Annotated in this window: 21 protein-coding genes; 18 read left to right on the top strand and 3 right to left on the bottom strand. The window is 62.1% G+C overall.

What is annotated here, in order from left to right; translation table 11 throughout:
* Positions 1–32: 32 nt before the first annotated feature.
* Positions 33–1,013, bottom strand: coding sequence for a sugar-binding transcriptional regulator (locus tag AC3WVQ_RS32900; RefSeq protein ID WP_192444918.1), 981 nt, complete (start codon positions 1,011–1,013; stop codon positions 33–35).
* A 298-nt stretch (positions 1,014–1,311) separates the two neighbouring features.
* On the opposite strand from AC3WVQ_RS32900, the gene AC3WVQ_RS32895 reads away from it, so the two are divergent.
* The 3 genes from AC3WVQ_RS32895 to AC3WVQ_RS32885 are packed head-to-tail and all read left to right on the top strand — an operon-like array spanning position 1,312 to position 4,164.
* Entirely contained in the window at positions 1,312–1,863 is a 552-nt protein-coding gene (locus AC3WVQ_RS32895; RefSeq protein WP_060517935.1) for a MaoC family dehydratase, read from the top strand.
* 7 nt (positions 1,864–1,870) lie between these two features.
* The gene (locus tag AC3WVQ_RS32890; RefSeq protein ID WP_192444916.1) at positions 1,871–3,031 is read left to right on the top strand and encodes a CaiB/BaiF CoA transferase family protein; all 1,161 of its coding nucleotides are present in this window, start codon (positions 1,871–1,873) and stop codon (positions 3,029–3,031) included.
* Positions 3,028–4,164, top strand: a complete 1,137-nt coding sequence (locus AC3WVQ_RS32885; RefSeq protein ID WP_192444914.1) for an extracellular solute-binding protein — start codon at positions 3,028–3,030, stop codon at positions 4,162–4,164. The genes AC3WVQ_RS32890 and AC3WVQ_RS32885 overlap by 4 nt, the downstream gene beginning before the upstream one ends.
* Before the next feature lie 54 nt (positions 4,165–4,218).
* Here AC3WVQ_RS32885 and AC3WVQ_RS32880 read toward each other — a convergent pair whose 3' ends face one another.
* Together AC3WVQ_RS32880 and AC3WVQ_RS32875 are read right to left on the bottom strand one after the other, a co-directional pair.
* Positions 4,219–5,055: an amidohydrolase family protein gene (locus AC3WVQ_RS32880; protein WP_192444912.1), complete on the bottom strand. Its 837-nt coding sequence runs from the start codon at positions 5,053–5,055 to the stop codon at positions 4,219–4,221.
* Positions 5,056–5,131: 76 nt separating this feature from the next.
* Complete coding sequence (locus AC3WVQ_RS32875) at positions 5,132–5,920, bottom strand: IclR family transcriptional regulator (RefSeq protein WP_034796531.1); 789 nt, start codon at positions 5,918–5,920, stop codon at positions 5,132–5,134.
* A gap of 164 nt (positions 5,921–6,084) precedes the next feature.
* Between AC3WVQ_RS32875 and AC3WVQ_RS32870 the strand changes: the two genes are divergently transcribed.
* The 15 genes from AC3WVQ_RS32870 to AC3WVQ_RS32800 all read left to right on the top strand — a co-directional run bounded on the left by AC3WVQ_RS32870 (position 6,085) and on the right by AC3WVQ_RS32800 (position 19,812).
* The gene (locus AC3WVQ_RS32870; RefSeq protein ID WP_192444910.1) at positions 6,085–7,404 is read left to right on the top strand and encodes an extracellular solute-binding protein; all 1,320 of its coding nucleotides are present in this window, start codon (positions 6,085–6,087) and stop codon (positions 7,402–7,404) included.
* An 81-nt stretch (positions 7,405–7,485) separates the two neighbouring features.
* Positions 7,486–8,382, top strand: a complete 897-nt coding sequence (locus AC3WVQ_RS32865) for a carbohydrate ABC transporter permease (RefSeq protein ID WP_192444908.1) — start codon at positions 7,486–7,488, stop codon at positions 8,380–8,382.
* Entirely contained in the window at positions 8,382–9,248 is an 867-nt protein-coding gene (locus AC3WVQ_RS32860; RefSeq protein ID WP_034796430.1) for a carbohydrate ABC transporter permease, read from the top strand. The genes AC3WVQ_RS32865 and AC3WVQ_RS32860 overlap by 1 nt, the downstream gene beginning before the upstream one ends.
* Positions 9,249–9,254: 6 nt before the next feature.
* Positions 9,255–10,352 carry an ABC transporter ATP-binding protein gene (locus AC3WVQ_RS32855; protein WP_089045107.1) on the top strand — a complete coding sequence of 366 codons (1,098 nt, stop codon included), beginning with the start codon at positions 9,255–9,257 and terminating at the stop codon, positions 10,350–10,352.
* A 1-nt stretch (position 10,353) separates the two neighbouring features.
* A complete protein-coding gene (locus AC3WVQ_RS32850) occupies positions 10,354–11,466 on the top strand; it encodes a mandelate racemase/muconate lactonizing enzyme family protein (protein ID WP_192442117.1) in 1,113 nt (370 codons plus the stop codon).
* 15 nt (positions 11,467–11,481) lie between these two features.
* Positions 11,482–11,832: an L-rhamnose mutarotase gene (locus AC3WVQ_RS32845; protein WP_089045106.1), complete on the top strand. Its 351-nt coding sequence runs from the start codon at positions 11,482–11,484 to the stop codon at positions 11,830–11,832.
* Complete coding sequence (locus AC3WVQ_RS32840) at positions 11,825–12,904, top strand: Gfo/Idh/MocA family protein (RefSeq protein ID WP_192444906.1); 1,080 nt, start codon at positions 11,825–11,827, stop codon at positions 12,902–12,904. Before AC3WVQ_RS32845 ends, AC3WVQ_RS32840 begins: the two co-directional genes overlap by 8 nt.
* A 1-nt stretch (position 12,905) precedes the next feature.
* Entirely contained in the window at positions 12,906–13,352 is a 447-nt protein-coding gene (locus AC3WVQ_RS32835; protein WP_034796420.1) for a MaoC/PaaZ C-terminal domain-containing protein, read from the top strand.
* A 10-nt stretch (positions 13,353–13,362) separates the two neighbouring features.
* Positions 13,363–14,097, top strand: a complete 735-nt coding sequence (locus AC3WVQ_RS32830) for an SDR family oxidoreductase (protein ID WP_090298592.1) — start codon at positions 13,363–13,365, stop codon at positions 14,095–14,097.
* Positions 14,098–14,122: 25 nt separating this feature from the next.
* Positions 14,123–14,968, top strand: a complete 846-nt coding sequence (locus tag AC3WVQ_RS32825) for a fumarylacetoacetate hydrolase family protein (RefSeq protein WP_034796416.1) — start codon at positions 14,123–14,125, stop codon at positions 14,966–14,968.
* Positions 14,969–14,987: 19 nt separating this feature from the next.
* Positions 14,988–16,265, top strand: coding sequence for an L-fuconate dehydratase (locus AC3WVQ_RS32820; protein ID WP_089045104.1), 1,278 nt, complete (start codon positions 14,988–14,990; stop codon positions 16,263–16,265).
* A gap of 195 nt (positions 16,266–16,460) precedes the next feature.
* Positions 16,461–17,438, top strand: coding sequence for a C4-dicarboxylate TRAP transporter substrate-binding protein (locus tag AC3WVQ_RS32815; protein ID WP_060517914.1), 978 nt, complete (start codon positions 16,461–16,463; stop codon positions 17,436–17,438).
* Positions 17,439–17,575: 137 nt separating this feature from the next.
* Positions 17,576–18,088: a TRAP transporter small permease gene (locus tag AC3WVQ_RS32810; protein ID WP_060518088.1), complete on the top strand. Its 513-nt coding sequence runs from the start codon at positions 17,576–17,578 to the stop codon at positions 18,086–18,088.
* Positions 18,085–19,398, top strand: a complete 1,314-nt coding sequence (locus AC3WVQ_RS32805; protein WP_060517912.1) for a TRAP transporter large permease — start codon at positions 18,085–18,087, stop codon at positions 19,396–19,398. The genes AC3WVQ_RS32810 and AC3WVQ_RS32805 overlap by 4 nt, the downstream gene beginning before the upstream one ends.
* 165 nt (positions 19,399–19,563) lie before the next feature.
* The gene (locus AC3WVQ_RS32800) at positions 19,564–19,812 is read left to right on the top strand and encodes a WGR domain-containing protein (protein WP_034796529.1); all 249 of its coding nucleotides are present in this window, start codon (positions 19,564–19,566) and stop codon (positions 19,810–19,812) included.
* Positions 19,813–19,829 lie beyond the last annotated feature (17 nt).

The raw sequence follows: 19,829 nt of genomic DNA, 5'->3' as shown, positions 1-19,829 counted from the left end.
CCGGCCGGTATCGGCGGACCCAAATTCGAGGCTCAGGGGGCGCCTGAGCCGCTTCTGCCAAGCCCTTCGCGGTTCCAGCGATCGAGGACTTTGCGTGCCATCGACTCGGTGATGACGAGATGCGAGGTGAAGCCGCCCTTCAAGGCCGCCATCAGCGGTTCGAACTTGCTGTCCTCCTGCACGACCAGCATGCGCTTCTTGATCGTGCGGATGGAGCCGAGATCGGCCGAAATGCAGCGGCGATTGTGCTCGCAATCCATCCATTGGCCGTCGCGATCGATGAGCTGTCCGGCAATGACGCCGGCCGCGCCCTTTTCGCCCATCGCATGCATGTCTGCAGCCGAGAGCGCGCCGCATTTGACGAGGTGGCTGTCATCCTCGATGCCGCCGACCGAATAGAGCGCCAGACCGCAGTCGGAGATGGTCGCGAGCTGCTCCTTGATGACGGGTTCGCCGCGCAGTTCTTCGGCGAGCCGCTCGGAGGAAAGCACGAGCGGCGCATAAAAATTAATCCCTTCGGCATTGAGGCGGCGGGCGATTTCCGTCGTGCATTGATCCGGGCGGTAGGAATAGGGCGCGCCGAGGTTGCCGCAAAGTTGCACGACCGTGACGCCGCGCAGGTCCGCAAAGGGCATGACGTCGGCGATATGATAGACGGTGCGGCCCCAGGCAACACCGATCCGGTCGCCCTTGTTGATCAGTTCGAGAAAAACGGAGGCCGCGACGACGGGCATTTCGGCGGCCGGGTCCATCGCCTGCCGATCTTCCGGCACGAGCCATGCAGTCGTAAGCCCGGTGGCGTCTTCGAGCTCGCGGGCAAGCACGTCCTGCGAAAACAGTTCTGTCGACGTGGTGATCGTGACGATGCCCATCTCGCGGGCCTTGCGCAGATACATGGCGATCGAGGCGCGGGATATCTCCAGCCGCTGCGCCACTTCGTCCTGGCGCAGGCCGTGCGTATAATAGAGCCAGGCGGCCTTGTGAATGATTTGGTCTGTGGCTCGGATGGGCATTGGCGGAACCTTCGCAAGATGGATCTGACATATTTCATCTATACTGACAAAAGTCAACGTCGTTGACGAATGTCGCCACCTCGCGCGCACTGCAGAAGCTGAACCTCTATTTGAGTGATGGTCTTTACGGCGTCGCTTCTCGCCGCGAACGCGCTTGCAGCCCACAGCCGGTTGCAAACGGAATCCATATGTGAACATACTATTCATATAAGGATCCGAATGGAGATCGAGCGGCATTGCCCTCGGGAACCGTCGAACGGACCCGCAGTTGCCGACCTATTGCATCAGGGACTGACCAATGGATGACTTCATGCCCACTGTCGGGGTGTCCTCGACCCATCCCGGGGACATGCCGGAGGAGCACGCCGCGCTTCCCGTGTGGAACGCGGAAAACTGGTTCTATGAGGACTGGCCAGTCGGCCAGCGAATAAGGTCATTGCGTCGCACGATCGCCGAGAGCGACAGCCACCTCTTCAATACGCTCGTCGTCGACATCCATCCTTACGTGCAGGATCAGATGTTTGCCGAGCGCGAGGGCATCTTCGGCAGGCGTCTCGTTGCCGGCGCCTTCGTCTTTTCCGCAGGCCTCGGGCTGGTCGCCACCAACTGCGTCAACGCCTTTTCCTACGGCTATGACAAGCTGCGCTTCATCAAGCCGGTCTTCATCGGCGAAACGATCTACACGATCCGTACCAACATGGACAAAACGCCCCGCTACAGGGAGCTCGGGCTTATCCGGGCCAGCTACCAGGTCTTCAAGGGCGAGGGGGAGCTGGTGCTCTACTGTGAGCACCTGCAGACCGTGAAATACAAGAACCCCGCCGACTTCGTCGGCAAGACCGAGAAGTAAGATACCGATGACCGAAACCAACGAACTGCCGCTCTCTGGCCTTGTCGTCGTCGACATGAGCCAGTTTCTCTCAGGCCCCTACTGCTCCTTGCGCCTCATGGATCTCGGGGCGCGCGTCATCAAGATCGAGCGCCCCGACGGTGGCGACCTGTCGCGCCGGCTTTATCTGAGCGACACCGAGATCGGCGGCGATTCGACGATCTTTCATGCCATCAACCGCGCCAAGGAAAGCCTCGCGATCGACCTCAAGAACGAGGCCGATCTCAAAGCCTTGAAGACGTTGCTCGCCAAGGCCGACGTGCTGATCCAGAATTTCCGTCCCGGCGTCATCCAGCGGCTCGGGCTCGACTACGAGGCGGTCAAGGCGATCAACCCGAAGATCGTTTATGCCTCGATCAGCGGCTATGGCGAGGAGGGCCCCTGGGTGAAGCGGCCGGGGCAGGATCTGCTCGCGCAATCGCGCTCCGGCGTCATGTGGCTGAACGGTGATGAGGGCCAAGGGCCGGTGCCCTTTGGTCTGGCGATCGGCGACATGCTTGCGGGCGCCGCAGCAGCGCAAGGTATCCTTGCAGCCCTCGTCCGTCGCGGCATTTCCGGCAAGGGCAGCCTGATCGAGACGAGCTTGCTCGAGGCCCTCGTCGACTTCCAGTTCGAAGTGCTGACGACGCACTTGAATGACGGCCGCCGGCTGCCGACCCGGTCGGGTTTTCGCAGCGCCCATGCCTATCTGTCGGCGCCCTATGGGGTCTATCCGGCCAGGGACGGCTATCTCGCCATCGCCATGACGCCCATCCCGAAGCTTGCCGATCTCTTGCAAATGCCACAACTCGACGCCTATCGCGACGATCCGGCTTCCTGGTTCTCCGAACGGGACGAAATCAAGGCGCTGATCGCCAAGCGGATCGCCGAAAACACCATCGACCATTGGCTTGGCGTGCTTGAGCCTGCGGACATCTGGTGCGCCCGGGTTCTAAACTGGAACGAACTGCTCGAAAGCGAAGGCTTCCGCGTGCTCGACATGCTGCAGACGGTGGTGCGCGAAGACGACGTTTCGATCCTGACGACGCGTTCGCCGCTCAGGGTCAACGGCAAGCGTGCGCAGGTGGACCGCGCAGCACCACGGATCGGCGAGCATAGCACCTCGATCCGAGAGGAGTTCGGCCTGTGAGCGTCACATTGAAAGGCATGACCTGGAGCCACCCGCGCGGCTACGATCCGATGATCGCCTGTTCGCGGCTTTGGCAGGAACGCACCGGCATAACGGTAGAATGGGACAAGCGCTCGCTACAGGATTTTGAGACCTATCCGGTCGAGGAATTGGCGCGGGCCTATGACCTTATCGTCATCGATCATCCGCATGTCGGCCAAATCACCAAGGAGAAGTGCCTGGCGCCGCTCGATGTGGAAGGCCGCCAAGCCGAGAGGAAGGCGCTTGAGGATGCGAGCGTCGGGCGCTCCTATCCGAGCTATACCTGGCAGGGCCGGCAATGGGCCTTTCCGATCGATGCGGCGACCCAGGTCCAGGCGTGGCGCCCGGACCTGACGGACCGTATGGAAAGCTGGACCGACATGCTGGCGCTCGCGCGACAGGGAAGGGTGGCGCTGCCGATGCGCCCACCGCATTCCCTGATGAGCTTCTACACGCTCGCCGGCAATCTCGGTTCCCCCTGCCGCAGTGACGCCGCCGGGCCGCTGATCGACCCGGATGGGGGCATCAACGCCTTCGAGCGCCTGCGTGAACTGACAGACCTGATCGATCCCTCCTGCTTTTCCATGGACCCGATCGCCTTGCTGGAGGCAATGAGCGATCCGGCGTCGAAAGTTGTCTGTGCACCTCTGATCTACGGCTATGTCAGCTACGCGATGCCGGGCTTCCGGCCGTCGCTCGTGACGTTCGGCGATGTTCCGGTTGCCGGAACCAATGGTCCGGCAGGCTCGGCCCTCGGCGGAACGGGGATTGCGGTCTCGGCTTTCTCACAGGCGCGCGAAGCGGCGATCGATTTCGCCTATTTCGTTGCGAGCGGCGCCGTCCAGCGCGGTCCTTATGCCTCAGGAGGCGGGCAGCCCGGCCACGCGGCCGCCTGGGATGACGACGCCGTCAATGCCGCGACATCCAATTTCTATCGTGCGACGCGCAAGACGCTGGAGAGCGCCTGGGTTCGCCCACGGCACGATGGCTACATGGCCTTCCAGCAGGCGGCATCCGATCGCATCAACGACGGCCTCACGGGCAAAGAGGCGGCGCGAAAGGTCGTCGACGATCTCAATCGGCTGTTTGCAGAGAGTTTTGCTACAGCCTGATTTCTGAGTTCCGGGATGCCCAGGCGTCCCGGAACGGACTTAGGGCAGGGCTTGCTAGGCGAGATTCCAGATCCGGCGCGCGTTGTCGGCAAGCAGCTTGCGCTTTTCCTCCGCGCTGCAGCCTTCCAGAAGCGCGTGGGTGGCGCCGACCCAGGTCGAAAGATTGCCGCCGAGCGTGCAGACCGGCCAATCGCTTCCCCAGACCACCCGATCCCAACCAAAGACGTCGATCGTGTGCTCGACATAGGGGCGCAGCGTCTCGACCTGCCAGGCCTCGTCCGCATAGGCGACGACGCCGGAGATTTTTGCCGTGACGTTCGCACGCTGGGCGATCTCGCTCATGTGCTCGCGCCAGGGATGCTCGGCGCCGGCGCGAATGTCGGGCACGCCGCAATGGTCGAGAATAAACGGAACGTCGGGCGCCAGATCGGCAAGCGCAATCGCCTTTTCGATCTGGTGCGGCAGGACGCAGAGGTCGAAGGTGAAGCGACGGCCGCCGAGCCGGCGGATATTGTCGCGAAAAGTCGCTCCTTCGGAGAGATTATCCGGCATCACATGCAGCACGCGGCGGAAGCCCTTGACGAGGCCGTTTGCTTCCTGGCGTTCCAGATAGGCCGAAAAGCCATCCTCTTCAGGTCGGCAGGCGGCAATAGCGCCCTTCAGCAGGCTATCCGCCTGGCCTGCGAGCCGCGCGACCTCGGATGTCTCCTTCTCCATCTCTAAAGGATCGACATCGACCTCCATGTGCAGGCTGGCAGTAATGCCGAGCCGCCGCGCTTCGCGCTCGTAGGTGGCGTAGAGAAAGTCCTGGTCGAGGGCAGGCACGCCGGCGAGCCAGGGATAGGCGAGCCTCGACCTGTCGATGAGGTGAAGATGGGTGTCGATGATCAAGGCGCGCCTCCTCCGAACGGCTTCTCACATAAGAATGATCTATTCAGATAAGAAGTACGACCGTTCCCAAGTGCCGTCAATCTGTTGTGGAGGCCACGTCCGAACCGGCCAACGTCGACAGTTGCTCGGCGGTTTTCAGCAAAAGGGCGATGCTTTCAGTGATGTCTGGCGCCGAGGGCGCGTTAACGAGCGCGATATAGGGAACGGTCAGCGCCGCGATGCCGCGGCCATCAGGCCCCAGGATCGGCGCCGAGAGGTTATAGACGCCGGCTGTCTGCGCGCTCGCCATCATTTCATAGCCGCGCTCGCGGATCTGATCGAGGCGCGCGTAGAACTCAGGCCCGCGCGGGACCTCGTCTTTGCTCCTGGCATGTTCCGCGATCATCATTTCGCGCTCTTCGGCCGAGCGGAAGGCAAGCAGGATATGGCCGGAACCCGTGTCGAAGAGGCTGATATGCGACCCGACCCGGATCGAAATGCCCCAATAATCAGGCGCTTCCTGCTGGGCGATGACGACGGCGGAGCCACGATCGAAGACGGCGAGGTGGTTTGCCTGCTTCGAGCGCTGGGCCAGATCCCGCATCAAGGGCGTGGCGTAGGAGGCAAGCCTGCGGACCGGCGCATGCAGTTGCGACAACCCGAAGAGCTTCAATGTCAGCGAATAGCGATCTCCGTCGATGCGCGTGACATAGCCGCGCCGCACCAGCCGATCGAGCATGCGGTAGAACTCGTTCGGACTCCGGTTCAGGCGCTTGGAAATCTCGGCCTGCGTCAGTCCGCCGTCGACGCTGGCGAGCAGCTCGAGAATGTCGAGCCCCTTATCAAGGGCCGGTGCGCGGTAGCGATCTGACTCTTCGGTGTCCATGAAGCCTCCTTGGTGAATATTCATATCCATATACGCAGACGAAGGCGCCCACAAAGGAAAGTTCTCCCTTGACGCCTCATAAAAATGTTGTTTGTATATGAATTAGTTTCTCACAAATGAGAACGTCGCGTCAGGAAGAGGGCGTGCACATGGGAGGAGTGGATATGAAAAGGCTACTTGCCGGCGTCTCCGCCGGCGTCGTTATGCTTGCCTGTGCAGGGGGAGCGGCGAATGCCGCAGAACTGCCCGGCAAGTTCGAGGGCGTCACGATCGACGCCAAGCTGATCGGCGGACAGCAATACGAAAAGCTCTACGAGCGGATCGGCGAATGGGAGAAGGCGACCGGCGCCAAGGTCAACATCCTGTCGAAGAAGAACCACTTCGAACTCGACAAGGAGATCAAGTCGGACATCGCGACTGGCGGCGTCAGCTGGTGCGTCGGCTCGAACCATTCCTCCTTCGCGCCGCAATACCCCGACATCTACACTGATCTCCTGGCGCTCCTGCCGCCGGAGGAGATCGCCAAATTCGTGCCGGCGCTGATCGACGCTTCGACGCTCGACGGCAAGCTGGTGATGTTGCCGCGCGCCCAGTTCGACGTGTCGGCGCTCTACTACCAGAAGAGCCTCTACCAGGACGAAGCCAAGAAGACCGCCTTCAAGGCGAAATACGGTTACGACCTCGAGCCGCCGGACACCTGGGCCCAGGTCAGCGATCAGGCCGAGTTCTTCGCCGCCCCGCCGAATTTCTACGGCACGCAGTTTGCCGGTAAGGAAGAGGCAATCAACGGTCGCTTCTATGAAATGCTGGTCGCCGAAGGTGGCGAATATCTCGACAAGGACGGGCGCCCCGCCTTCAACTCGGAAGCCGGTGTCCATGCGCTTGACTGGTTCGTCAAGCTCTACAAGGACAAGGCCGTACCGCCGGGCACGACCAACTATCTTTGGGACGACCTCGGCCAGGGTTTTGCCTCGGGCTCGATCGCCCTCAATCTCGACTGGCCTGGCTGGGCGAGCTTCTTCAACGACCCGAAGTCCTCCAAGGTCGCCGGCAATGTCGGCGTGAAGGTGCAGCCGGCCGGTTCTTCCGGCAAGCGCACCGGCTGGTCGGGCCATCATGGCTTCTCGGTCACCGAAGATTGCGCCAACAAGGAAGCGGCCGCTTCGCTCGTCTGGTGGCTGACCAACGAGGACAGCCAGAAGCTGGAATCGGCTGCCGGCCCGTTGCCGACCCGGATTGCCGTCTGGGAATACAACATCAAGCAAGCCGAGGGCGACGCCTACAAGACGGAAGTGCTGCAGGCTTTCCAGGAAGCCGCAAAGCATGCCTTCCCGGTTCCGAAGACGGCCGAGTGGATCGAAATCTCCAACGCCGTCTATCCGGAACTCCAGGCCGCCATCCTCGGCGACAAGACGTCGAAGGAAGCGCTTGATGCCGCCGCTCAGAAAGCGACCGGCATTCTCGAAGACGCGGGCAAGCTCTGATCGTTACCCATGAGGCGGCGCCGATGCCTTGAAGGCGCCGGCGCCGCCTCAGCCATTTCATGCAATCCTCAGGACTGCCCGATGAAGCTCAAGAAATTGTCAGCACCGGCCCTGCTTCTGCTTCCGGCCTTTGTCGTGCTCGCGGCGGTGATCGTGTTGCCGCTCCTTTTTTCCTTCTATTCGAGCTTCACGCCGTTCCGCTTGACCAAACCGGAGACGCTGTGGGTCTTTGTCGGCCTGCGCAACTACGCGACCGTACTTGGCAACCCCGAATTCTGGGTCGCGTTTGGCCGCACCGTGCTGTTGCTGACTGTGGCTCTGAACGCCGAGATGCTGCTCGGTCTCGGCCTGGCTTTGCTTGTCAACAAGGCGACCCACGGCCAGCGCCTGCTGCGCACCATGATGATGTTTCCGATGATGTTTTCGCCGGTGCTCGTCGGCTTCCAGTTCAAGTTCCTCTTCAACGACAATATCGGCTTCGTCAACAATGCGCTGCAGTCGCTGGGACTGACGGATCAAGCAATTCCCTGGTTGATCGACGGCAATCTCGCACTGCTCTCGATCATCATCGCCGAAGTCTGGTCCTCGACCGCAGTCTTTGCGATCCTGATTCTGGCCGGCCTGCTCGCCATGCCGAAGGATCCGGTCGAGGCTGCCCATGTCGACGGCTGCACACCCTGGCAGACCTTCCGCTATGTCACCTGGCCCTATCTGATGCCGTTCGCCTTCATCGCCATGACGATCCGCTCTCTCGACGTCGCGCGCGCCTATGACATCGTCAAGATCATGACCGATGGCGGCCCGGCCAAGCGCACGGAGCTACTCTGGACGCTCGTCGGCCGCACGGCCTATGCCGATGCCCGCATGGGGCTCGCCAACGCCATGGCCTATGTCGCGATCCTCCTGTCGATCGTCTTCACCGTCTATTTCTTCCGCAAGCTCGCCGCGGCGCGCCAGCAGATCGGAGCCGAGTGGTAATGGATATCAACGCTTCGCACCGCCTGCGCCGCCGCCTGTTGAAGACGGTGCACCTGATCGGCCTGTTTCTCGCAATGGCCGTGATCTGCCTTCCCGGCCTCTGGATCGTGCTGTCGTCGCTGCGCCCGACCGTCGAAATCATGGCGAAACCACCGGTTTGGATCCCCGAGAGCATTTCGCTCGATGCCTATCGCGCCATGTTTGCGGGCGCCGGGCAGGGTGGCGTTCCCGTCTGGGACTATTTTCGCAATTCGCTGATCATCTCGGTGACCTCGACGGTGATTGCACTGGCGATCGGCATGGCCGGCGGCTACGCCTTTGCCCGCTATCGTTTCAAGGCGAAGTCGGCGATCTTCCTTGGCTTCATGCTGACGCGCGCCGTGCCTGGCATCGCGCTCTCGCTGCCGCTCTTCATGCTCTACGCCCGCACCGGGATCATCGACACGCATTTTTCGCTGATCCTGACCTATGTCGCGCTCAACGTGCCCTTCACCATCTGGCTGATCGACGGCTTCTTCCGCCAGGTGCCGAAGGATCTCGCCGAGGCCGCCCAGATAGACGGCTGCACGCCATGGCAGGCCTTCTGGCAGGTGGAGTTTCCGCTTGCCGGTCCCGGCATCGCATCCGCCGGCATCTTTGCGTTCCTGACGTCCTGGAACGAGTATGCGCTTGCCTCGCAGATCACCCGCTCGGTCAATTCCAAGACCTTGCCGGTCGGGCTTCTCGACTACACCGCCGAATTCACCATCGACTGGCGCGGCATGTGTGCGCTCGCCGTCGTGATGATCATCCCGGCGCTGACCCTTACCTTCATCATTCAGAAGCACCTCGTTTCGGGCCTCACCTTCGGCGCGGTGAAAGGATAATCGTTCATGGCTCCTGTCACCCTCAGGAAACTGGTCAAGCGCTACGGCGCGCTCGAGGTCGTCCACGGCATCGACCTCGAAGTGAAGGACCGCGAGTTCATCGCGCTCGTCGGCCCGTCGGGCTGCGGCAAGTCGACAACGCTGCGCATGATCGCAGGCCTCGAAGACGTCAGCGATGGCGCGATCGAAATCGGCGGAAAGAAGGTCAACGACCTGCCACCTCGGGCGCGCAACATTTCCATGGTCTTCCAGTCCTATGCGCTTTATCCGCATATGACGGTCGCCGAAAACATGGGTTTTTCGCTGAAGATCGCCGGACGCTCGGCAGACGAGATCAAGACGCGGGTCGATGAAGCCGCTGCCATCCTCGATCTCGGCCATCTTCTGGAGCGTCGCCCGTCGCAGCTTTCCGGCGGCCAGCGCCAGCGCGTCGCCATGGGGCGCGCGATCGTGCGCCAGCCGGATGTCTTCCTGTTCGACGAACCTCTGTCGAACCTGGATGCGAAGCTGCGCACCCAGGTGCGAACCGAGATCAAGAAGCTGCATGCCCGCATGCAGGCGACGATGATCTACGTCACCCACGACCAGGTCGAGGCGATGACATTGTCAGACCGCATCGTCATCATGCGTGACGGCTATATCGAACAAGTGGGCACGCCGGAAGAAGTGTTCCAGCGCCCGGCCACAAAGTTCGTGGCCGGCTTCATCGGCTCGCCGCCGATGAACATGGACGAGGCGATCGTCGACAACGGTACGCTCGTCTTTGTAAGCGGCATGCGGCTGCCGATCCCGCCGCGGTTTGTGAACGCGCTCCGTCCGGGACAGAAGGTCACCTTCGGTCTGAGGCCTGACGACATCTATCCGAGCGGCCATGGTCTGCATGCCGGCGACCCGGCCGCCGTGCACGAGGTCGAGCTACCGGTGTCGATCACCGAACCGCTGGGTAACGAAACGCTGGTCTTCATCCAGTTCAACGGTCGAGACTGGGTTTCGCGCATGCTCAATCCGCGCCCGCTTGGCCCGGGCGAGAAGGTGCGCATGAGCTTCGACCTCTCGCGCGCCCATCTCTTCGACATCGATACCGGCAAGGCTCTGGAAGGCTGACATGGCAAAAATCGAGAAAATTGAACTGCGCATGGTCGACCTGCCGCCGAAGGTGAAGCGGACCGATGCGATCCAGAGCTTCGTCAGCCAGGAAACCCCGATCGTCACCATCACCGACAGCGATGGCGCGACGGGCACCGGCTACAGCTATACGATCGGTACGGGCGGTTCGTCGGTGATGCGGCTTCTCTCCGACCACCTGGTGCCGATCCTGATCGGCGAGGATGCCGATTGCATCGAGGCGATCTGGCACAGACTAGAATTTGCGACCCACGCGACGACGATCGGCCCGATAACGGCGCTGGCGCTGGCGGCAGTTGACACAGCACTTTGGGACCTGCGCGCCAAAAAGCAGAAGCTGCCGCTCTGGAAGCTTGCCGGCGGCGCCAAGGAAAGCTGCCCCCTCTACACCACCGAGGGCGGCTGGCTGCACATCGAAAAGGAAGCGCTGGTCGAGGACGCGCTTGCCGCCAAGGCCAAGGGCTTTTCAGGTTCGAAGGTGAAGATCGGCAAGCCGCACGGCTCGGAGGATTACGATCGCCTGTCGGCAATGCGCAAGGCGCTCGGCGACGGCTTCGAGATCATGACCGACTGCAACCAGGGTTTCACCGTCGACGAGGCGATCCGCCGCGCGTCCAGGCTGAAGGAGCTCGACCTTGCCTGGATCGAGGAGCCGCTGCCGGCCGACGATCTCGACGGCCATATCCGGCTGACGCGCTCGACGCCCACACCGATTGCGGTGGGTGAATCCATGTACTCGATCCGTCATTTCCGCGAATACATGCAGAAGGGCGCCTGCTCGATCGTCCAGGTCGACGTTGCCCGTATCGGCGGCATCACGCCGTGGTTGAAAGTCGCGCATGCGGCGGAAGCCTTCGACATTCCGGTCTGCCCGCACTTCCTGATGGAGCTGCATGTCAGCCTCGTCTGCGCCGTGCCGAACGGCAAATATGTTGAGTACATTCCGCAGCTCGATGATCTCACGACCAAGGGCATGGAGATCCGGAACGGTCGCGCATTGGCGCCGTCCGAGCCAGGCATCGGGATTTCCTGGGACTGGGATGCCGTGCGCGCCCGCTCGATCGACGAGTTTACCCGCGAGTTTCGGGGCTAGGATAGGGAGGTCATCATGCAGCGAATGGGAATGGTGATCGGTCTGGAGGCGTCCAAGGTCGCCGAATACAAGGCGTTGCACGCCGCCGTCTGGCCGGAGATCCTCGCGCTGATTTCGCAGTGCAACGTTACCAACTACTCGATCTTCCTCAAGGAGCCGGAAAACCTGCTCTTCGGCTACTGGGAGTATGTCGGCTCTGATTTTGAGGCGGACATGGCCAAGATGGCCGCACATCCCAAGAACCAGGAATGGTGGTCGGTCTGCATGCCCTGCCAGAAGCCGCTTGAGACGCGCCAGGAAGGCGAGTGGTGGGCGATGATGGAAGAGGTCTTCCATCACGACGGCAAGGTCTCCCACAATGGCTGAAAATTTCGATCCGGGCGCGCTCAGGCAGTGGTGGCCGAAACCGGCAAAGCCCCGGCCGATCGTGATCTTCGGCGCCGGCAGCATCGTCGGCGATGCACATCTGCCGGCTTATCGCCAGGCCGGCTTCCCAGTCGCGGGCCTTTATGATCCAGACCGGGAGAAGGCCGCGAAGCTTGCCGGCGCCTGGCGCATTCCCGCCTTCGAACGGGAAGAGGACGCGCTTGCGGTCGCTGATGCAATCTTTGATCTGGCGACCCCGCCGGCGGCCCATGCCGCCATCCTGGCGAAGCTTCCAATCGGCGCCGCTGCCCTCATCCAGAAGCCGATGGGCTCGGACCTCGAAGCCGCAACCGCCATTCTCGAGACCTGCCGGACGCGCAAACTGAAGGCAGCGGTCAATTTCCAGCTCCGCTTCGCGCCGATGATGCTGGCGCTGAAAGACGCGATCGCGAAGGGATACCTCGGCGAGGTCGTCGATTTCGACGCCTGGCTTGCACTCTCCACCCCCTGGGGCTTTTGGCCGTTCTTGAAAGGCTTGCCGCGCATCGAGATCGCCATGCACTCGATCCATTATCTGGATCTCGTGCGCGGCCTGCTCGGCAACCCCTTGGGCGTGCATGCAAAGACGATCGGCCATCCGAACCATGAGGTTGCCCAGACACGGACGGCTGCGATCCTCGACTATGGTGATCGAGTGCGCTGCGTGCTCTCGATCAATCACGACCATGATTTCGGCCGTAAGTTCCAGGCCTGCGAGTTCCGCATCTCGGGCACGTCGGGTGCTGCTTATGTGAAACTCGGTGTCAACCTCGACTATCCCAAGGGCGAGCCCGACGAGCTCTGGATCCGGCCAACCGGGGCTGTCGAGTGGGTGTCAGTTCCGCTTGAAGGCGCCTGGTTCCCCGACGCCTTCGCCAACCGAATGGCCAATCTGCAGCGTTTCGCCTCTGGCGAAGACCCGGAGCTGATCGGCTCGGTGGAAGACGCCTGGCAGACAATGGCTCTCGTCGAGGCCGCCTATCAATCGAGTGCGTCGCCGGCCACGGCGATCGCGCCACTTCCGGGACGCTGAGATGTCGGAACAGATCATCCATTTCGAAGACTACGAGCTCGGCCATGAGCGCCTGACGACGGGCCGGACGATCACCGAGACCGATTTCGTCGTCCATGCCGGCCACACCGGCGATTTCTTTCCGCACCACATGGATGCGGAGTTCGCCAAGACCCTGCCGGGCGGCCAGCGCATCGCCCACGGCACCATGATCTTCTCGATCGGCGTCGGCCTTACGGCATCGCTGATCAATCCGGTTGCCTTTTCCTACGGCTATGATCGTCTGCGCTTCGTGCGCCCGGTTCATATCGGCGATACGATCCGTACCCGCGTGACGATCGCCGCCAAAGAGGACGATCCGAAGCGGCCGAAGGCGGGACGCATCGTCGAACGGTTAGAAGTCATCAACCAGCGTGGCGAGGTCGTTCTCGCCGCCGACCATATCCTGGTCGTTGAACGCAAAGCATGAGGGATCGAGAATGACAGCGGATCTTAAAGGCAAGGTCGTCCTGATTACGGCTGCGGCTCAAGGCATCGGCCGCGCTTCGGCTTTGGCCTTTGTGAAGGCCGGCGCAAAGGTGCACGCGACCGATATCAATACCGATGCGCTTGCGGCACTTGCAAAGGAAGCCGACGTCGAAACGCACCGGCTCGACGTTCTCGACACGCAAGCGGTCGAAGCGCTCGTGGCAGAGATCGGCGCCGTCGACGTCCTCTTCAACTGCGCCGGTTTCGTGCATGCCGGTTCGATCCTGGAGATGAAGGATAGCGATCTGGAGTTCGCGCTCGACCTCAACGTCAAGGCGATGATCCGCACCATTCGTGCGGTCCTTCCGGGCATGCTTGTCCGCAAGGACGGCGCGATCATCAACATGGCTTCGGTCGCTTCCAGCATCAAGGGCGTACCCAACCGGTTTGCCTACGGCGTCACCAAGGCCGCCGTCATCGGTCTCACAAAGGCCGTCGCAGCCGATTACGTGTCTGAGGGCGTTCGCTGCAACGCCATTTGCCCGGGCACAGTCGAAAGCCCGTCGCTGCAGGACCGCATGCGCGCCCAGGGAGACTATGAAACTGCGCGTGCCACCTTTATCGCCCGCCAGCCAATGGGACGGCTCGGCACCCCGGAAGAGATCGCCGACCTTGCCGTCCATCTCGCGGGCGCCACCTATACGACCGGCCAGGCCTATGCCATCGATGGCGGCTGGACCATCTGACAACAGACAAGCAGGAAGCAGAGATATGAAACTTCTTCGTTACGGCCTCCCGGGCCAGGAAAAGCCGGGCATCCTCGATGCGAACGGCACCTTGCGTGATCTTTCCGGCCACGTCGCCGATTTCTCAGGTGCGGCGCTCGACCCGGACAAACTCGCCGAACTCGAGGCACTCGATCTCGCCGGCCTTCCGGCTGTCGACGGCAACCAGCGGCTCGGCCCTTGCGTGGCCGGTACCGGCAAGTTCATCTGCATCGGCCTCAACTACTCCGACCATGCCGCCGAGACGGGCGCCACGGTTCCCTCCGAACCGATCATCTTCATGAAGGCGACGTCGGCGATCGTTGGCCCGAATGACGACCTGATCATTCCGCGCGGCTCGGAGAAGACCGACTGGGAAGTGGAACTCGGCGTCGTCATCGGCCGCAAGGCCAAGTACGTCACCGAGGCGGAAGCACTCGACTATGTCGCCGGCTACTGCACCGTGCACGACGTCTCCGAACGCGCCTTCCAGATCGAGCGCCAGGGACAGTGGACCAAGGGCAAGTCCTGCGACACCTTTGGTCCGACAGGCCCGTGGCTGGTGACCAAGGACGAAGTGGCGGACCCGCAGAACCTGCCGATGTGGCTGAAGGTCAACGGCGAAACCATGCAGAACGGCTCGTCGAAGACCATGGTCTATGGCGTTGCCTACCTCGTCTCCTACCTGTCGCAGTTCATGTCGCTGCAGCCGGGCGACATCATCTCGACCGGCACGCCGCCCGGCGTCGGCATGGGCATGAAGCCGCCGCGTTACCTTAAGGCCGGCGACGTCGTCGAACTCGGCATCGAGGGCCTCGGCAGCCAGAAGCAGTCCGTGCGCGCGGACGATTGATCATAAGACTGGAGTGACCATGACCCGCATCACTGATCTGCGCGTCTTCGACCTGCGCTTTCCGACCTCGCAGAGCCTCGACGGTTCCGACGCGATGAACCCGGACCCGGACTATTCCGCGGCCTATGTCATCCTCGACACCGATCGGGAGGGACTTGCGGGCCATGGTCTCACCTTCACCATCGGCCGCGGCAACGACATTTGCTGCATGGCGATCAAGGCCATGCGGCATCTGATCGTCGGCCAGGAGACATCAGACATTCTCGCCCATCCCGGCCGGTTCTGGCGGCACCTGACCAGCGACAGCCAGCTGCGCTGGATCGGTCCGGAGAAAGGTGCGATGCATCTGGCGACCGGCGCCGTCGTCAACGCCGTCTGGGACCTGCTTGCCAAGGAGGCGGGCAAGCCCGTCTGGCGGCTGGTCGCCGACATGTCGCCGGAAGAGATCGCCGACATCGTCGACTACCGCTACATGACGGACGTGCTGACGCGTGACGAGGCGGTCGCCATCCTCAGCAGGGCCGAACCCGGCAAGGCTCAGCGCATCGCGACGCTCGAGAATGAAGGTTATGCCTGCTACACGACATCGGCCGGCTGGCTCGGTTATGACGACGATAAGCTCCGGCGTCTCGCCCAGGAGGCGATCGACGAAGGTTTCAACCACATCAAGATGAAGGTCGGCCGCGACCTTGCCGACGACATCAGGCGACTGACAATCGCGCGCGAGGTGATCGGCCCGGACCGCTACTTGATGATCGACGCCAACCAGGTCTGGGAGGTTGGCGAGGCGATCGACTGGGTCAAGCAGCTTGCCTTTGCCAAGCCGTTCTTCATCGAAGAGCCGACGAGCCCCGACGATGTTGCCGGCCATCGCAAGATCCGCGAGGCGATCGGTCCGGTGAAGGTCGCGACCGGGGAGATGTGCCAGAACCGCATCATGTTCAAGCAGTTCATCGCCGAAGGCGCGATCGATATCGTCCAGATCGACAGTTGCCGCATGGGCGGCCTCAACGAGGTGCTGGCGGTGCTGCTCGTTGCCGCCAAATACGGACTGCCGGTCTGGCCGCATGCCGGCGGCGTCGGCCTTTGCGAATATGTCCAACACCTGTCGATGATCGATTATATTGCCGTATCCGGAACGAAGGATGGTCGCGTCATCGAATATGTCGACCATCTGCACGAACACTTCCTCGACCCCTGCGTGATCGCGAACGCCGCCTATATGCCGCCACAGCGGCCCGGGTTCTCGATCGAGATGAAGCCGCAGTCGATCGCCGACTACAGGTTCGGCGGTTAACGCAGAAGGTTTTATATAAGAATAACGTCTTCAAGATTCAAAAGCCGGAGCGATATAGAGCCGCTCCGGCTTTGTTGTTTCGTCCGATCATCGGTCAATTTCGGCGCCCAGCCCTTGACGTGATGCGTTCATTTATGAATGATCTATTCATTCATTGTGAATTCCGGAGGGGAGTCCGGGAAGAGGAGGAAATTGATGAAGACCTTTGTTCTGGCTGCAGCCGTGGCTGCGCTGTCCTTTTGCGCCGTCGCCAACGCGCAGGAATACAGCCTGAGGTTCTCGACCTCGCAGGTGAATCCGAACGAGCCGATCGTCAAAGCCATGAAAACCTATGCCGAGCGTGTCGGCGAACGTTCGGGTGGCCGCATCGCCATCACGGTCATGACCGGCGACCAGCTCGGCGCGCAGAAGAAGGTCAACGAGATGGTCATGAGCGGCGCAAGTCTGCTCAGCGCCACCGACTATGGCCAGCTCGGCCAGTTCGTCCCGGATCTCTCCATTCTGGCCGGCCCCTATGTCTACCCCGATCTGGCGGCGACCGACCGTCTCTTCGCGTCGGACCTCTACAAGGAGCTCTCGGGCAAGCTTGAGGCGCAGGGCATCAAAATCATCATGCCGAACGGCCTCTTCGGTTATCGCCACATCATCGCCAACAAGCCGGTTCGCTCGCCGGCCGATCTCGCCGGCGTCACCATCCGCGTGCCTTCGTCGCCGATCATGATGGCGACCTTCGGCAATTATGGCGCACGGCCGACCGAACTGCCCTGGGGCGACGTCTACAACGCGCTTCAGACCGGCGTCGTCGATGCGGCCGAAGGCCCCTTCGGTTCGATCGCCGGCGCCAAGCTGAACGAAACCCGCAAGGTCATCTCCAAAACCGGCCACCAGATCATGTTCACCGCCTGGGTGGCATCGAGCCAATTCTTCAACGGCCTGCCGGAAGACCTGCAGAAAATCCTGCTCGAGGAAGGCCAGACGATCGCCAAGGAGCTGACCGAAATGACGCTCGAAACGGATGACGCCTACGCCAAGCAGCTTGCGGCTTCCGGCGTCGAGATCGTCACCGACATCGACATCCCGGCCTTTATCGAAGCCTCGCGCGCTGCCTACGAGAAAGTGCCAAACATCACGCCTGGCGTGTACGACCAGGTGCAAAGGGCGATGGCGCAGTAAGCAGGCAATTGCACGACGCGGCGATAGAGACGCCGCGTCGTGCTGGCGTCGGGCGCGTTCAGGATGCCGCGACAGAAAACCATCAGGCCGGCCCAAGCGCCGGCCCTGTTCCGCCTTTCAAAATGATTGGGGCCATCATGGAAACCTCACCTTCGCCGGAAGAGACCGCTCCTCTCTTCAGCCTGCGGCGCGCCGATGAAGCGGTCGGCGTTGCCGCCCTTCTCGTCATCGTCTTTTCGATCCTCTGGGGTGTCGTCAGCCGCTACATCTTCCCGCAGCCGGCTGCCTGGACCTACGAGCTGGCGATCATGGCTTTTGCCTACCTCGTGTTCTTCGGCGCCGTCGCCGGTGTTCGTCTCGGCACGCATGCGGCGATCGATGTCCTCGTCGCGGCGCTACCCAACGGCTGGCAGCAGGCGATCGCCTGGTTCAACTACCTGCTGCTGGCGCTATTCTTCATCGTCATGACCGTTCTCTTCGGCTGGCAGGCCTGGACTTCGCGGCACGTGCACACGATCGCGATGGATCTGTCTCGCAGCCTTTCCTACGGGCCGCTGGCGCTGGCTTCGGCCGGCATGTTCGTCCAGCACCTGATCGTCGAAAGGCCATGGACCGTTCGCCTGCACCGCAATGTGGAATCGCTGATATGACCCTTTTTCATCTTGCCGGCCCCTCGCTGCTGGTCGTCGTCCTCTTCCTCCTGTCGACGCCGATCACCTGGGCGATGGCGATCGGGGCGCTTGCCTTCTTCTTCATCAACATGGACATGATCCCGCTTGCCAACTTCGCACAGGAGATGGCCGAGGGCAGCCAGTCCGTGTCACTGCTGGCATTGCCGCTCTTCGTGCTTGCCGGCTGCATCATGAATGCATCGGGCATCACCCGGCGCCTGCTGACGCTCGCCGACGTGCTGGTCGGCCACATGACCGGCGCACTGGCGCAGATGTGTACGGTGCTCGGCACGCTTCTCGGCGGCCTGACAGCGTCTGCCAACGCCGACGCTGCGATGCTCGCAAAGACGCTCGGCGTCGAGATGTCGGAACGGGGCTATAGCCGTGCCTTCGCCGCGGTCATCACCTCGTCGGCGGCGATCATTACCAGCCTGATCCCGCCTTCGATCGGTCTCATCGTCTACGGCTTCCTCGCCGAAACCTCGATCGGCCGACTGTTTGCTGCAGGCGTCGTTCCCGGCCTCGTGCTTGCGGCAGGTCTGATGGTCACCACTTATTTCATCGCCCGCAAGCGTGGCTACAAGCCGCTCCGCAAGGAACGCGCCAGCAGGGCGGAGGCGAGCCGGGCGCTGATCGACGGCCTTTGGGCGCTGTCGATCCCGGTCGTCATCTTCGCCGGCACGCGCTACGGCATCTTCACCACCACCGAGGCCGGGGCGGTTGTCGTCGTCTATGTGCTCTTCGTCGCCATCTTCGGATACCGCGAGTTCACCTTCCGGCAAATCCCGGAGGTCCTGGCAGAAGCGGTGCGCGATTCCGCCGTGGTGATGATCATGATCTGCGCGGCCGCCTCCTTCGGCTTTTATCTCGCCTGGGAACAGGTGCCGCAGGCCATGTCCGGCTGGCTAGGTGGCGCGACAGACAACCCGCTCCTCATGCTGCTCCTGATCAACGTTCTCCTCATCGTCATCGGCACGGCGATCGAAGGCTCGGCGGCGCTCATCATCCTCACCCCGATGCTGATCCCGATCATCGACGGCGTCGGTATCGACCGGGTGCATTTCGGCGTCGTCTTCATCACCAACCTGACGATCGCCGGCATCACGCCGCCGGTCGGCGGCCTGATGTACATCTCGTCGATGGTGTTGAAGGTACCGATGATGGCCTATGCGCGGGAGGTCCTGCCTTATCTCGCAATGATGATGGTGCTGCTGGTGATGCTCAGCATGTTTCCGCAGCTCTCGCTGTGGCTGCCGAACCTCGTCTACGGAACCGCGGCGGTTCAGTAGCGCGATCCAGAGCGGCTCCGGCGGCCTTTGACTTGGGCGCCGGACTAAGCCCTGGCACGTCGCTCCGACCCACCGTTGCGACAGATCACGAAAATGAATCGATCACCCCGGATCGATTCAAAACTCTCGTTGGACCTATGCGCGCCGATCGCCGAATCTTCGCGCATGACGATCGTTCAGCCCTACCAGATCTATGTCGAGCGAAGGGACGCGGCCAGAAACATGGCGCGCTACTACTCCATGCAGATCTCCATGTCCCTATTGGGCGAGGCGTGCCTGACGCGGCGCTGGGGACGGATCGGAAGTCACGGCCAGATGATGGTGCACCACTTCGCGCGGGAGGAGGAGGCGGTCAAACTCTTCCTCGAGCTAACGCGTAGCAAACGTCAGCGCGGCTATCGTCCGAGGATGTGATCCGGAAAGGTGCGCGA

The sequence above is a fragment of the Ensifer sp. EB106-05-01-XG146 genome (assembly GCF_058791875.1).
Note: the sequence above shows the minus strand (reverse complement) of the source record. Positions and strands in the feature narration are given on the sequence as shown.

Coding starts and splice junctions, on each gene's coding strand:
- AC3WVQ_RS32840 (WP_192444906.1), top strand. CDS start 11,825: ATGGCTGAAAATTTCGATCCGGGCGCGCTCAGGCAGTGGTGGCCGAAA.
- AC3WVQ_RS32810 (WP_060518088.1), top strand. CDS start 17,576: ATGGAAACCTCACCTTCGCCGGAAGAGACCGCTCCTCTCTTCAGCCTG.
- AC3WVQ_RS32855 (WP_089045107.1), top strand. CDS start 9,255: ATGGCTCCTGTCACCCTCAGGAAACTGGTCAAGCGCTACGGCGCGCTC.
- AC3WVQ_RS32875 (WP_034796531.1), bottom strand. CDS start 5,920: ATGGACACCGAAGAGTCAGATCGCTACCGCGCACCGGCCCTTGATAAG.
- AC3WVQ_RS32835 (WP_034796420.1), top strand. CDS start 12,906: ATGTCGGAACAGATCATCCATTTCGAAGACTACGAGCTCGGCCATGAG.
- AC3WVQ_RS32900 (WP_192444918.1), bottom strand. CDS start 1,013: ATGCCCATCCGAGCCACAGACCAAATCATTCACAAGGCCGCCTGGCTC.
- AC3WVQ_RS32825 (WP_034796416.1), top strand. CDS start 14,123: ATGAAACTTCTTCGTTACGGCCTCCCGGGCCAGGAAAAGCCGGGCATC.
- AC3WVQ_RS32805 (WP_060517912.1), top strand. CDS start 18,085: ATGACCCTTTTTCATCTTGCCGGCCCCTCGCTGCTGGTCGTCGTCCTC.
- AC3WVQ_RS32845 (WP_089045106.1), top strand. CDS start 11,482: ATGCAGCGAATGGGAATGGTGATCGGTCTGGAGGCGTCCAAGGTCGCC.
- AC3WVQ_RS32895 (WP_060517935.1), top strand. CDS start 1,312: ATGGATGACTTCATGCCCACTGTCGGGGTGTCCTCGACCCATCCCGGG.
- AC3WVQ_RS32865 (WP_192444908.1), top strand. CDS start 7,486: ATGAAGCTCAAGAAATTGTCAGCACCGGCCCTGCTTCTGCTTCCGGCC.
- AC3WVQ_RS32820 (WP_089045104.1), top strand. CDS start 14,988: ATGACCCGCATCACTGATCTGCGCGTCTTCGACCTGCGCTTTCCGACC.
- AC3WVQ_RS32800 (WP_034796529.1), top strand. CDS start 19,564: ATGACGATCGTTCAGCCCTACCAGATCTATGTCGAGCGAAGGGACGCG.
- AC3WVQ_RS32850 (WP_192442117.1), top strand. CDS start 10,354: ATGGCAAAAATCGAGAAAATTGAACTGCGCATGGTCGACCTGCCGCCG.
- AC3WVQ_RS32890 (WP_192444916.1), top strand. CDS start 1,871: ATGACCGAAACCAACGAACTGCCGCTCTCTGGCCTTGTCGTCGTCGAC.
- AC3WVQ_RS32860 (WP_034796430.1), top strand. CDS start 8,382: ATGGATATCAACGCTTCGCACCGCCTGCGCCGCCGCCTGTTGAAGACG.
- AC3WVQ_RS32815 (WP_060517914.1), top strand. CDS start 16,461: ATGAAGACCTTTGTTCTGGCTGCAGCCGTGGCTGCGCTGTCCTTTTGC.
- AC3WVQ_RS32830 (WP_090298592.1), top strand. CDS start 13,363: ATGACAGCGGATCTTAAAGGCAAGGTCGTCCTGATTACGGCTGCGGCT.
- AC3WVQ_RS32870 (WP_192444910.1), top strand. CDS start 6,085: ATGAAAAGGCTACTTGCCGGCGTCTCCGCCGGCGTCGTTATGCTTGCC.